12 protein-coding genes are annotated in these 12,874 nt (G+C 69.5%); 5 read left to right on the top strand and 7 right to left on the bottom strand.

The features are described 5' to 3' along the window. The first annotated feature begins 51 nt into the window (after positions 1-51). Positions 52-537 (top strand): Lrp/AsnC family transcriptional regulator, encoded by a 486-nt coding sequence (locus AC1VNM_RS25310; protein WP_377157939.1) that lies wholly within the window; start codon positions 52-54, stop codon positions 535-537. Here AC1VNM_RS25310 and AC1VNM_RS25305 read toward each other — a convergent pair whose 3' ends face one another. The 6 genes from AC1VNM_RS25305 to AC1VNM_RS25280 form a co-directional block, all read right to left on the bottom strand. Continuing rightward, complete coding sequence (locus tag AC1VNM_RS25305; RefSeq protein WP_483108723.1) at positions 538-1,719, bottom strand: class I SAM-dependent rRNA methyltransferase; 1,182 nt, start codon at positions 1,717-1,719, stop codon at positions 538-540. It abuts the gene before it with no gap. A gap of 135 nt (positions 1,720-1,854) precedes the next feature. Beyond that, positions 1,855-3,462: a hypothetical protein gene (locus AC1VNM_RS25300; protein WP_483108722.1), complete on the bottom strand. Its 1,608-nt coding sequence runs from the start codon at positions 3,460-3,462 to the stop codon at positions 1,855-1,857. 13 nt (positions 3,463-3,475) lie between these two features. After that, complete coding sequence (locus tag AC1VNM_RS25295; RefSeq protein WP_483108721.1) at positions 3,476-4,405, bottom strand: tyrosine recombinase XerC; 930 nt, start codon at positions 4,403-4,405, stop codon at positions 3,476-3,478. Beyond that, on the bottom strand, positions 4,383-5,105 hold the full coding sequence (locus AC1VNM_RS25290; RefSeq protein ID WP_483108720.1) for a DUF484 family protein: 723 nt from the start codon (positions 5,103-5,105) through the stop codon (positions 4,383-4,385). The genes AC1VNM_RS25295 and AC1VNM_RS25290 overlap by 23 nt, the downstream gene beginning before the upstream one ends. Further along, the gene (gene dapF, locus AC1VNM_RS25285; RefSeq protein WP_377157948.1) at positions 5,102-5,977 is read right to left on the bottom strand and encodes a diaminopimelate epimerase; all 876 of its coding nucleotides are present in this window, start codon (positions 5,975-5,977) and stop codon (positions 5,102-5,104) included. Before dapF ends, AC1VNM_RS25290 begins: the two co-directional genes overlap by 4 nt. A gap of 9 nt (positions 5,978-5,986) precedes the next feature. After that, on the bottom strand, positions 5,987-6,877 hold the full coding sequence (locus tag AC1VNM_RS25280) for an LpxL/LpxP family acyltransferase (protein WP_377157949.1): 891 nt from the start codon (positions 6,875-6,877) through the stop codon (positions 5,987-5,989). Between the two features lie 178 nt (positions 6,878-7,055). Between AC1VNM_RS25280 and metK the strand changes: the two genes are divergently transcribed. The 4 genes from metK (at position 7,056) to AC1VNM_RS25260 (ending at position 11,820) form a co-directional block, all read left to right on the top strand. Next, complete coding sequence (metK, locus tag AC1VNM_RS25275; protein WP_377157951.1) at positions 7,056-8,234, top strand: methionine adenosyltransferase; 1,179 nt, start codon at positions 7,056-7,058, stop codon at positions 8,232-8,234. A gap of 197 nt (positions 8,235-8,431) precedes the next feature. After that, positions 8,432-9,487: a GGDEF domain-containing response regulator gene (locus AC1VNM_RS25270; protein ID WP_377157953.1), complete on the top strand. Its 1,056-nt coding sequence runs from the start codon at positions 8,432-8,434 to the stop codon at positions 9,485-9,487. A gap of 86 nt (positions 9,488-9,573) precedes the next feature. After that, the gene (locus AC1VNM_RS25265) at positions 9,574-10,596 is read left to right on the top strand and encodes a GGDEF domain-containing response regulator (RefSeq protein WP_377157955.1); all 1,023 of its coding nucleotides are present in this window, start codon (positions 9,574-9,576) and stop codon (positions 10,594-10,596) included. A gap of 126 nt (positions 10,597-10,722) precedes the next feature. Next, on the top strand, positions 10,723-11,820 hold the full coding sequence (locus AC1VNM_RS25260) for a DNA glycosylase AlkZ-like family protein (protein WP_483108719.1): 1,098 nt from the start codon (positions 10,723-10,725) through the stop codon (positions 11,818-11,820). Positions 11,821-11,826: 6 nt separating this feature from the next. On the opposite strand, the gene AC1VNM_RS25255 is transcribed toward AC1VNM_RS25260, so the two are convergent. Next, a complete protein-coding gene (locus AC1VNM_RS25255; protein ID WP_483108718.1) occupies positions 11,827-12,855 on the bottom strand; it encodes an aldo/keto reductase in 1,029 nt (342 codons plus the stop codon). Positions 12,856-12,874: the final 19 nt, after the last annotated feature.

The following is a 12,874-nucleotide window of genomic DNA, read 5'->3' as shown; positions in this document are numbered from 1 at the left end:
ATCCATCGCCTCGCCCCCTGTTTGGCGAATTATTTCATTCGCAAACCAATGATGGAATCTTCTCTCACACTCGACGCCATCGACTTGCGGGTGCTGGACCTGCTCCAGCAGGACGCCTCGCTGTCCAACCAGGCGTTGGCCGAGCGCGCCCATGTGTCGCCCGCGACCTGCCTGCGCCGCGTGAGGCGACTGATCGAGTCCGGCGTCATCGAGAAGCAGGTGGCCATCCTGTCGCCGGACAAGCTCGGCGCGGGCCTGTCGGCGCTGGTCGAGATCACGCTCGACCGGCAGGGCGCCGAGCACCTCGACGCCTTCGAGGCCATCGCCGTCGCGGCGCCCGAGGTCCAGCAATGTTGGCGCGTGGCGCCGGGGCCGGACTTCGTGCTGGTGCTGCAGGTGCCGGACATGCCGGCGTATCACGCGCTGGTGCAACGGCTGTTCACGCAGCAGGCCAACGTCCGCAACGTGAAGGCCTTCTTCAGCGTCAAGCGCGCGAAGTTCGAGCCGCGCCTGGCCCTCCCGGCGGCGCGGCCCTGATCAGCGCTTGAGGATCAGCAGGCCCTTGAGGTATTCGCCTTCGGGGAAGTAGATCGTCTGCGGATGGTCCGGCGTCGCGCCGACGCGATCGAGGATCAGGCCGTCCGCGCCCGCATCGATGCCGGCGCCGGCGACGATCTTGTGGAACAGCTCCGGCCCCACGCCGCCCGAGCATGAGAACGTGAACAGCAGGCCGCCCGGCTTCAGCAGCATCAGGCCGAGGCGGTTGATGTCCTTGTACGCCCGCGCGGCGCGCTCCGCATGCGCGGCGGTCGGCGCGAACTTCGGCGGATCGAGCACGATCGCGTCGAAGCTGCGACCCTGCTTGAGCATGTCGCGCAGCGTGTGGTTGACGTCGGCGTCCAGCGCCGTGTGATGCGCCGGGTCGAAGCCGTTGAGCGCGACGTGCGCCGTGGCGCGCGCCAGCGCCGGGCCGGACGAGTCGACGCTGATGACGTCCGTCGCGCCGCCTGCAAGCGCGGCGACCGAGAAGCCGCCGGTGTAGCTGAAGCAGTTCAGCACCGACCGGCAGCCGTAGTGCTTCACGGCCTCGCCGAACTTCCGGCGGTTGTCGCGCTGGTCGAGGTAGTAGCCGGTCTTGTGGCCCTCGGCCACGTCGAGGCTCAGCTTCCAGCGGTTCTCCGAGATGACGAGCTCGGTCGCGCCCTCGCCGCGCAGCCAGCCGGTGACGGGCTCCATGCCTTCGAGCGTGCGCACGTTCGCGTCGGAGCGTTCGTACAGGCGCGTGAGGCCCGTCTGCGCGAGCAGCAGGTCGGCGATCGTCTGCTTCCAGCGCTCCGTGCCGGCGGAGAGGAACTGCGCGCTGAGCGTGTCGCCGTAGCGGTCGACGATCAGGCCGGGCAGGCCGTCGGCCTCGCCATGGATGAGGCGCACCGCATCCGAGTCGATCGGCATGCGCGCCCGCAGCGCGAGCGCCGCGGCGATCCGCCGCTCGAAGAAGGCCGCGTCGATGCGCTCCTTCTCGTCGAAGCTCCAGACGCGCACGCGGATCAGCGACTCCGGGCTGAACGAGGCCCAGCAGAGGAAGCTGCCGTCGGCGGCTTCCACGCGCACGGTCTCGCCGGCGTCGGCCTTGCCCCTCGCGATCGAGCCCTCGAAGACCCAGGGATGGCGGCGAAGGAGCGAGCGGTCCTTGCCCTCGCGGAGACGGATGGATTTCATGAGACGACTCTCTTCGATCGCGTACAGCCCCGATGAACACGGGGCAAACCCCGTTTTATCGGGTCTTTATCGCGAAGGCGATAATTTATCGGTCTGGCCGATAAAACTTGATAATTCGATTGCGCCCGACAACGATCAGCGCTGTGCCGCCGGCCCCAGCGTCCCGAACGCCCAGCCGACATTCAGGCTGACCATCGGGGTGCTCTGCTTCTCGCCGCCGAGCGCCTTCCACTGGCCCACGCCGACCTTCACGCGCAGGCGGTCGCGCCCGGTGCCTTCCCACTGCGCCCACATCTCGCCTTGCGACACCGCGCCGCCGCCGACCGCCACGCCGCCGCCGCCGGCCGCGCCGACCAGCGCCTCCGCGCCGACGCGCACGCCGTTCCACTTCGGCGACTGCGCGCCCAGACCGAACATGCCGTACGAGAACGCGCCCGCCTTGCCCAGCGCCGCGCTGCCCGCGTGCGCCACGCCGTACCACGGTCCGCCGAAGTCGCGTGTCATGCCGATGCCCAGGCCGGTCACGTTGTCCTTCGAGCCGTCCTTGAACTTGAACTCCTTGAAGTACGGCATGCTCAGGTACAGCGCCTGCGCGCGCACCGTGCCCGACTCCAGCGGCGGCGAGTTCAGGATGCGCGAGACCTTCTCCAGCGGCAGCGCCAGCGAACCGCGCACCTGGAGGGACTCATAGTTCCCCCACGGCGCCTTCATGTAGCCCGCATCGAGCCGCAGCGTCGGACCCCACGGCGTGATCCAGCGCAGCGTCGGACCGACGCGCACCAGCCAGCCGTTGCCCGTGTCCATATCGCCGCCGCCGCCCAGGCCGAACGAGAACTGGCCGCCGATGCGCAGCCGCTCGCTGCCGATGCCCCAGTCCTGGCCGGCGTTCGCGAGGATCTCCATGTAGCCGTCGTGTCCGCCGGACGCGGCGCCCGACGCTTCCAGGCCCCACCACGACGAGCCGTCGCCGAAGTACTGCCGCAGGTCGCCGCCGGCCTTGCCCTTGCGGCCCGTCAGCGGCACGCCGCCGCGCGTGCGGCTGCCGGTGCGCGGCTTCTCGACGCCGGCGCTCAGCGCGATCTCGTCGAAGCCCATGCCCGTGCGATCGCCCGCGCGTCCCGGCGATCCAGAATCGCTCGGATTGAAGCTCAGGAACCGATCCATCCGCCCGATGGTGAACGCGACGCCGGTGTCCTTGATGTTGCCGTTGCCGTTCGGGAAAGTGATGTGCGACACGCCCACGCCGGCATACCAGTTGCCGAACTCGCCGCGCAGCGACAACTCCGGCCGCAGCATCAGCCCGCCGCCGGCACGCACCTTGTCCGAGCTCACGCCGCCGCCCGCGCCCGCGTACAGGCTCGCCGCGAGGTGCACCTCCGGCGTGATGCGGAAGCGCCGCTGCACGTTGAAGCCGACCGTGAACAGGCCGCCGAATTCGCCCTTCGCCGCACCGTACGCGGCCGGGCCGAGGCCCCAGTCCTCGTTGACCGCCACCATGTAATGCGCGCCCAGGAAGGCCGTCTTCTGCCCCGTGGGCATCTTGACCGGCGACCAGTTCAGCTCGAAGGCGGCGGGTCGGCTGTCGGTGGCCGTGATGACCGGCGATGGCGCCGGACCCTGTGCCTGTGCTTGTGCCTGCGCTTGCGCCTGGGCCTGCACATGGGCCGCGAGCAGTGCCGAGCACAGCAGCAGCGGACGGGACGGGAACGGGGCGTTCGAAGCGTTCAGGACGGAGCGGAGCATCGTTGTCGATCGGTTATTTCTTGCGGGCGCGCGGGTGCGCCGCGTCGTAGACCTTGGCCAGGTGCTGGAAGTCCAGCCGGGTGTAGATCTGCGTGGTGCTGATGTTGGCGTGGCCCAGCAGTTCCTGGACCGCGCGCAGGTCGCCGCTGCTCTGCAGCAGGTGCGACGCGAACGAGTGGCGCAGCATGTGCGGATGGACGTGCGTGGGCATGCCCGCCGCCAGCGCGCGCTGCTTGAGACGCTTGCGGATCTGGTCGGCGCTGAGCCGGCCGCCGCGCGGACCGACCAGCAGCGCCGGCTCGTCCGCCGCGGCCCAGTGGCCGCGCAGCGCGATCCAGGCCTTCAGCGCCGTCACCGACGGACCGCCCAGCGGCACGGCGCGGCGCTTCGAGCCCTTGCCGAGCACCTGCGCCTCGGCATCTTCGAGCACGATCCAGCCGGCCGACGACGCCTGGTGGCGCAGGTCCAGGCCTACCAGTTCGGACACGCGCAGACCGCTGCCGTAGAGCAGCTCGACAAGGCAGCGTTCCAGCGCCTCGGCGACCGGATCGGCCGCGTCCCGATGGTGTTCCGAGAGCCGCACCGCGTCGTCGACGCCGAGCGCCTTCGGCAGCGGCCGGCCCTGCTTGGGCGCGTGCAGGTCGGCGATGGGGTTCGCGTCGACCAGACCGTTCTGACCCAGCCAGCGGTACCAGCCGCGCCACGCGGACAGGATCAGCGCCAGCGTGCGCGGCTTGAGCTTCTGCGTGTGCAGCTTGGCGAGGAAACGCCGCGCCTGATGCGCGGACAGGCGCAGCAGGTCCAGGTCCTCGACCGAGGCGAGCCCGGTCAGCCGCTGCAACGCGTCCGTGTAGAGCGTCAGCGTGCGCTCCGCCAGGCGGCGCTGCACGCGCAGGTGTTCCAGGTAGCGCCGTTGCTCGTCAGTCAGGCTGAGCGGTGACATGAGGAGCCACAGGGGAAGCGACGTGCGGGTCGGCGTCCAGCAGGCGCGAGAGCGCGGCGCTCGCGATCTCGCCGACGCGGGCCAGGAACTCGGTGCCCATCTCGGCCGTGTAGCGCGTCGGATCCGGCGAGCCCAGCACCAGCAGCCCGAACGGCTGCGCCGGAGCGCCCGTCGTCAGCGGCACCAGCGCCAGCGAGGCCACGTCGTCCTCGAGCCAGCGCGCCGCCTCGAAGCCCGAATTGATGCCGCAGTACGGCTGGTTCAGGCTGCCCACGAAGGTCTTCACGTCCGGGTTGACCTCGGCCGCGAACGGCGCCAGTGCGTGGCCCGCGTCGACGTTCCACAGCCGCAGGCCCGCCTGCGGAATCAGGAACTGGTGGCGCAACTCGCGCAGCAGCACTTCCGGCAGTTGCCGGTCGTCGCGCGTCAGCATCAGCGCCAGCGTCCAGCGGTGCAGCCGGTCGGCGATGGCAACGTTCTCCTGCCCGTTGCGGATCATCTCGATGATCTTGTGCTCCAGGCCGCGGATCTTGTCGCGCAGCAGCTCCGCCTGGCGCTCCTGCAGCGAGACCGCGCGCTGGCCGTGCGGATGCGAGATCCGGACGTTGGCCAGCAGTTCGGCGTGACGTTCGAAGAACGCCGGGTCATTCGCCAGGTAGTCGGCGATGTCTTGTTCGGTGATGCCTTCGATGCCGCTCACAGTTCGATTTCTCCTTCAAAGACCGTCTGTGCCGGCCCCGTCATGTAGACCGGGGCGGAGAGCCCCGGGCCGCCCGGCGTCATGCCGGCCCATTCGATGCGCAGGTCGCCGCCGCGCGTGTGCACCTCGACCGCGGCGTCCAGCCAGCCCAGCCGGATGCCCGCCACCACCGCCGCGCACGCGCCGGTGCCGCAGGCCAGCGTCTCGCCGGCGCCGCGCTCGAACACGCGCAGCTTCACTTCGCCGCGGCTGACGATCTGCAGGAACCCGGCGTTGACACGGCGCGGGAACGATTCATGGTGCTCGACCAGCGGCCCGACGATCCCCACCGGCGCGTGATCGACGTCGTCGACCCGTTGCACCGCGTGCGGATTGCCCATCGACAGCACGGCGACATCCGCCGTGATGCCGTCACCCAGGTCGAGCGGCCAGCGCTCGAAGCCGTTCTCGTGGCGCGGCGCCGATTCCTTCGGATCGAACGGGATCCGCGGCAGGTCGAAGACCGGCGCGCCCATGTCGACCGTGACACGGCCGTCGTCCTGCAGGCGCAGTTCGAGCAGCGCGTTGATCGTCTGCACGCGGATGGTCCGCTTGTCCGTCAGGCCCTTGTCGACGACGTATCGCACGAAGCAGCGCGCGCCGTTGCCGCACTGCTCCACCTCGGAACCGTCCGAATTGAAGATGCGGTAGCCGAAGTCCACGTCCGGCGACTTGGACGCCTCGATCACCAGGATCTGGTCGCAGCCCACGCCGAAACGGCGATCGCCGACACGCCGCAGCTGTTCGCTCGTCAGCGGCATCGGATGGCGCGTGGCGTCCAGCACGACGAAGTCGTTGCCGGCGCCCTGCATCTTGGTGAAGCGCAGTTTCATGGAAGCGGATTATCGGGAATACAGCGACGGCTCGCCGGGCGGTCTCGTCTTGAATCGCTTGTGGACCCAGAAATACTGGGCCGGGTGCTCGCGGATCCGGTCCTCGAGCCAGCGGTGGAAGTGGTTCGCGTCGGCCTCCATGTCGCCGCTGGGATAGCCCGCCAGCGGTTCATGCGCATGGATGACGATGCCCTCGCCCTTGGGCAGCATCGTGACGATCACCGGCTGCACCACCATCTTCATCGTCTGCGCGATCTTGGCCGGCGCCAGCAGCGTGTTGGCCGGCACGCCGAAGAACGGGATGAAGGCCGAGTCCTTCGGGCCGAAGTCCATGTCGGGCAGGTTCAGGAAGGAGTAGCCGTCGCGGATCGCCCGCAGCACGCTGCGCACGCCCTCGTGGCGGTCGACCAGCTTGGTCGTGCCGAAGCGCGAACGTGCCCGGCGCAACGCCTCGTCGAACAGCGCGTTGCTCTGGCGCTGGTAGATGCTGGCGCCAGGTCTTGCCTGGTTGAGCATCAGCGCCGGACCGATCCAGTCCAGGCCCACGAAATGCGGCATCAGCCACATCACCGGGCGGTCGACCTGCTCGGAGAGCTTGATGTTGCCCTCGATGCGCATCAGCCGCAGCAGGCGCCGGTCCGAGGCGTACCAGAGCAGCCCCCGCTCCAGCAGGCTGCGGCCCAGCCAGCCGAAATGCTCGCGCACGAGGGCTTCGCGTTCGGCCAGCGGCTTGTCCGGAAAACACAGCTCGACGTTGCGCAGCGCGACGCGCCGGCGCGACCCGGCCACGCGATGCAGGACCCCGCCCAGCCCCCATCCGAGGGCCGCCAACCAGCGCAGCGGCAGCCAGTGCAGCAGCCACAGGAGCGCGATCAGCGCATATGTACCCAGTTTTCCCATCCACCCATCCGTGGGCCCTGCCGGGCCTTGGTCTTTCATATAATCTCGCCCCAGTCGCCGAGTTAATCTGGACAACTTGCGGGGCGACTCATAAATCCCGCTAAAGCGTTCGCCGCCTGACTCCCGTCTCGGCAACGCCAGAAGGCTGTGCCCGAAGACTGAATCACAGGAGTTTAAATTGGCGAGCGATTTCCTCTTCACCTCGGAATCCGTGTCCGAAGGCCACCCCGACAAGGTGGCGGACCAGATCTCCGACGCGATCCTCGACGCGATCCTGGCGCAGGACCCGCGATCGCGCGTGGCGGCCGAGACCCTCTGCAACACCGGCCTGGTGGTGCTGGCCGGCGAGATCACGACCAACGCCCACGTCGACTACATCCAGGTCGCCCGCGACACGATCAAGCGCATCGGCTACGACAACACCGAGTACGGCATCGACTACAAGGGTTGCGCCGTGCTCGTCGCCTACGACAAGCAGAGCAACGACATCGCCCAGGGCGTCGACCAGGCCTCCGACGACCACCTGAACACCGGCGCCGGCGACCAGGGCCTGATGTTCGGCTACGCCTGCGATGAAACGCCGGAGCTGATGCCCGCGCCGATCTACTACGCGCACCGGCTGGTCGAGCGCCAGGCGCAGCTGCGCAAGGACGGCCGCCTGCCCTTCCTGCGTCCGGACGCGAAGAGCCAGGTGACGATGCGCTACGTCGACGGCAAGCCGCACAGCATCGACACCGTCGTGCTGTCCACGCAGCATGCGCCGGAGATGTCGCTCGGCGACAAGATGAAGCCCGAGTTCTACGAGGCCGTCATCGAGGAGATCATCAAGCCGGTGCTGCCCAAGGAATGGCTGCAGGACACGAAGTACCTGGTCAACCCGACCGGCCGCTTCGTCATCGGCGGCCCGCAGGGCGACTGCGGCCTGACCGGCCGCAAGATCATCGTCGACACCTACGGCGGCGCCTGCCCGCACGGCGGTGGCGCGTTCTCGGGCAAGGATCCGACCAAGGTGGACCGTTCGGCGGCCTACGCGGCCCGCTACGTGGCGAAGAACATCGTCGCCGCCGGCCTGGCCAAGCAGTGCCAGATCCAGGTCGCGTACGCCATCGGCGTCGCGCGTCCGATGAACGTCACGGTCTACACCGAAGGCACCGGCGTCCTGCCCGACGAGCAGATCGCCGCGCTGGTCAACGAGCACTTCGACCTGCGTCCCAAGGGCATCATCCAGATGCTGGATCTGCTGCGTCCGATCTACGGCAAGACGGCGGCGTACGGTCACTTCGGGCGTGAAGAGCCGGAGTTCAGTTGGGAGCGGACGGACAAAGCGAAGGCGCTGCGAGCAGCGGCCGGGCTGTAAGCCCGGAACTTGCGCAGCAAGTTCTTCGCTTTGGGGCGACGCTCATATCCGCGGCAGCGGATGTGAGCGTCGACCACAAACCCCCTCCCCCGAACCGGTCATTTGCCGCACACGCGGAAACTTGATCCCCCGACTCAGGGCCGCCTTGCGCGGCCCTTGTCGTTTCATGAAGTCGGGCATCGCGGCAGAATGACCGCATGCACGCCATGCCGACCTCGCCGTCCCCGCTGACCATCCTGATCGTCGACGACCAGAGTGCCACCCGCGTGGCGCTGACCGCGGAACTGGATCGCGCCGGTCACCGCGTGCTGGAGGCCGACAGCGCCGAGTGGGCGCTGGAGCTGTTCCGCCGCTACCGGCCCGACCTGGTGCTGCTCGACGTCGAGATGCCCGGCCACGACGGCTACTGGACCTGCCGCGAGATGCGCGCCGCCGAGCCCGGCGGCTGGACGCCGATCATCTTCCTCAGCCAGTTCAACCAGGACGAGGACGTCTGGAAGGGCATCGAATCCGGCGGCGACGACTACCTGGTGAAGCCGGCCTCCGCGATGATCCTGCACGCCAAGCTGCGCGCGATGCAGCGCCTGGCGCAGATGCGCGCGCGGCTGGTGCAGATGTCCGAGGAACTGCGCGCGGCCAACGCGCAGCTGGAGGAGCTCTCCAGCGTCGACGCCATGACCGGCCTGATGAACCGGCGCGCACTGGATGCACGGCTGCAGCAGGAACTGGACCTCGCCCGCCGCGACGGCAAGCCGCTGACGCTGATGCTCTGCGACGTCGACCACTTCAAGCGCTACAACGACGCGGCCGGCCACGTTGCCGGCGACGCCTGCCTGCGCCGCATCGGCCAGCTGCTGAAGGAGACCTGCCGCCGCCCGAGCGACTGCGCCGGACGCTACGGCGGCGAGGAGTTCGCGCTGGTCCTGCCCAACACGCCGCGCTCCGGCGCGATGACCTACGCCCGCGCGCTGATGCGCACGGTGGAACTGGCCGCGATCCCGCATCCGGATTCGCCGACCGGCGCGACGATCACGCTCTCCGGCGGGATCACCACCTGCCTGCCCGACGACAGCACCAGCGCCGAGGGCCTGATCATCCGCGCCGACGACGCCCTCTACAACGCCAAGTCCACCGGCCGGAACCGCTTCTTCAGCTACGAGATGCAGATGGACACGGCGGAACAGCGCCGCCAGGCCGCGCCGGCGACCGCCGCGCCGACCGCACCCGGGGTGCCGCCGTCGTCCCCGACTTGAGGCATACCCGAACTGCCTTCGGCGGGACCGGCCCCGCATAATCGGCTCCGGCACATCTTGTTGCCGCCTGTCGACGATGCCCGGCCATGGACGCTTCCGCCTCGCTGCCGCCTGCCTCGCTCCCTCCGCTGCGCATCCTGGTCGTGGATGACCAGGCCAGCACGCGTGGGTTCCTCTGCAGGCAGCTGCAGGCGATCGGACATCACACGCTGGAGGCGGACGGCGGCGACAGCGCCCTGGCCCGCTTCGACGGCGACCATCCCGACCTGGTGCTGCTCGACGTCGAGATGCCCGACCACGACGGCTACTGGGTCGCCAGCCAGATGCGCGCGCACGAGAACGGCGGCTGGACGCCGATCATCTTCCTCTCCAGCCGCGACCGCGACCAGGACCTCTGGCAGGGCATCGAGTCGGGCGGCGACGACTACCTGGTCAAGCCCGTCTCCAACACCGTGCTGCAGGCCAAGCTGCGCGCGATGCAGCGGCTGCGGCGGATGCAGACGCGGTTGCAGCAGGTGTCGGACGATCTCCGGCACAGCAATGAACGGCTGGAGAAGCTTTCCGGCGAGGATCCACTGACGCGGCTGATGAACCGCCGCGCCTTCGACGCGCGGCTGGCCCAGGAGATCGCCTGCGCGCGGCGCGACCAGCAGCCGCTGACGCTGGTGCTGTGCGACATCGACCACTTCAAGCGCTACAACGACAGCTACGGCCACCTGGCCGGCGACGCCTGCCTGCAGCGCGTCGCGCGGCTGCTGCAGGAGACCTGCCGCCGTCCTCGCGACTGCGCGGCCCGCTATGGCGGCGAGGAGTTCGCGCTGATCCTGCCGGGCACGCCGCGCTCCGGCGCAATGACCTTCGCGCGGGCAGTGATGCGCACGCTGCGCAACTGCAACATGCGCCACCCGGATTCGGTCGAGCCCCACGTCACGCTGTCCGGCGGCATCACCACCTGCGTGCCGGACGCGGACACCTCCGTCGAAGGCCTGCTGCGGCGCTCTGACGACGCGCTCTACACGGCGAAGTCGCGCGGTCGCAACCGCTTCTTCAGTTTCGAGATGCAGATGGACACCGTCGAGCAGGCGCCGAGCGGCTTCGCGCCGTTGTGAGGCGCATGAGGGCTTCAGTACTTCCGCCGCCGCTGGCCCTCACCCCGGCACTCGACGACTCCCTGCTGACACATCCGGTGTCGTGCCGAGGGTACCGTCACGGCTTTCGATGACCCCTGCTTCCGAATGCCCGTGATCGACCATGACGCGCTGCGGCGTCACGCCATCGCCCGCACCTTCTTCAAGCCGACGACGCTGCTGCGCGCGATCCAGCGCCTGGGCTTCGTGCAGGCCGACCCGATCCGCGCCCCGGCGCGGGCACAGGACCTGATCCTGATGCACCGGGTCAAGGGCTACCGCGCCGGTCAGCTGGAAGCGCGCTACGCGAAGCTGGCCGTCGAGGAGGACGCCCTCGTCAACTACGGCTTCCTGCCGCGCGAGATGCTGTCGCTGCTCCATCCGCGCACCCCGAAGCGCGCCTGGGACGAGGCGATGACCGCCCGCGCCGCCGAGGTCCTCGAGTTCATCCGCGCGCGCGGCCGCACGCATCCGCAGCATGTGCAGCAGGCGTTCAGCCATGGACGCGTCGAGGGCTACTGGGGCGGCGAGCTCAACGCCAGCACGCACCTGCTCGACGGCATGCACTACCGCGGCCTGCTGCGCGTGGCGCGGCGCGACTCCGGCACGCGGGTCTACGAGGTGATCGAGCACCTGCCCCAGGACGACAGCCCCGAGGCCCGCCACGCGCGGGCGGCGCGGCTGCTCGACATGATCGTGGCGCTCTATGCGCCGCTGCCCTCGCCCAGCCTCGGCTACCTGACCTCGCTGCTGGGCTACGGCGCACCGCACCTGAACGTCGAGGCGCGCCACGTGCTGAAGGAAGCCAAGGCGCGCTGGGGCCACGCGAAGATCGACGGCGAGGTCTGGTACTGGCCCGCCGACGAGCATCCGGCGTCACGCGCGCATAGGGTCGAGCCGGACCGGCTGCGTTTCCTCGCGCCGTTCGACCCGCTGGTGTGGGACCGCCGCCGCTTCGAGCGGCTCTGGGGCTGGGCCTACCGCTTCGAGGCCTACACGCCGCCGGCCAAGCGCACGATGGGCCACTATGCGCTGCCGATGCTCTGGGGCGACCGGATGATCGGCTGGGCCAACCTGAAGGTCGAGGCCGGGACGCTGGTCCCGGACCTCGGCTTCATCGACAAGCGGCCGCGTGATGCGGCCTTCCGCGCCGCGCTGGACGAGGCGTACTACGAGATGGCCGTGTTCCTCGGACTCGAGGAATGACAGCGATCACGCATTGACCAGCGCCATCGACACCTCGGGGTACCTTTCGCCGGCGACCGGGAACTTGTCGAGCAGGTCGCGCAGGTCCTCGCGCAGCACGTCGTTGAGGCGCAGGCGCGCGGCCATCGCGTTCTCCTCCAGCCGCACGGTCGAGCGGGTGCCGGGGATCGGCACGATGTCCGGACCGCGGTCCAGCAGCCAGGCCAGCGCCAGTTGCGCCGGCGCCAGGCCGTGGTCTCGGGCCAGCGCGACGATCGCATCGGCCAGCGCGAGGTTCTGCGCCAGGTGGCCGTCCTGGAAGCGCGGATTGACCCGCCGCCAGTCGTTGGCTGCCAACTGATCGGCGCTGCGGATCGCGCCGGTCAGGAAGCCCCGACCCAGCGGGCTGTACGGCACCAGCGCGACGCCGAGCTCGCGGCAGGTCGGCAGCACCTCGGCCTCGACATCGCGGGTCCACAGCGAGTACTCGGACTGCACCGCCGCGATCGGATGCACCCGGTGGGCGCGGCGGATCGTCTCCGCGGAGGCTTCCGACAGCCCGATGTGCCGCACCTTGCCCGCGCGCACCAGCTCGGCCATCGCGCCCACGGTCTCCTCGATCGGCACGGACTTGTCGACGCGGTGCAGGTAGTACAGGTCGATGTGGTTCACGCCGAGCCGGCGCAGGCTCGCATCGCACGACGCGTGGACATGGGCCGGCTTGCCGTTGACGCCGGCCGAAAGTCCGTCGGCGTTGCGGACGATGCCGAACTTGGTGGCGAGCACCACCTCGCGGCGGCGGTTGGCGAGCAGCCCCGACAGCAGACGCTCGTTGGCGCCGTTGCCGTAGACGTCGGAGGTATCGAGGAAGTTCATCCCGAGGTCCAGCGCGCGGTGCAGGACGGCCATCGACGTGGCCTCGTCGGCGGGGCCGTAGAAATCGGACATCCCCATGCAGCCGAGCCCGAGCGCGGAGACCTCCGGCCCGTGCGCGCCGAGCCGGCGGCGCGGCAGCTGGGGCAGGTTGTTGAGCGGTTCCCTGGACATGATGGTCATGGCGGCACTCCTTCGAAGG

The organism is Mitsuaria sp. MSU3D (assembly GCF_056867975.1).
This window is presented reverse-complemented; position numbering and strand designations above follow the sequence as displayed.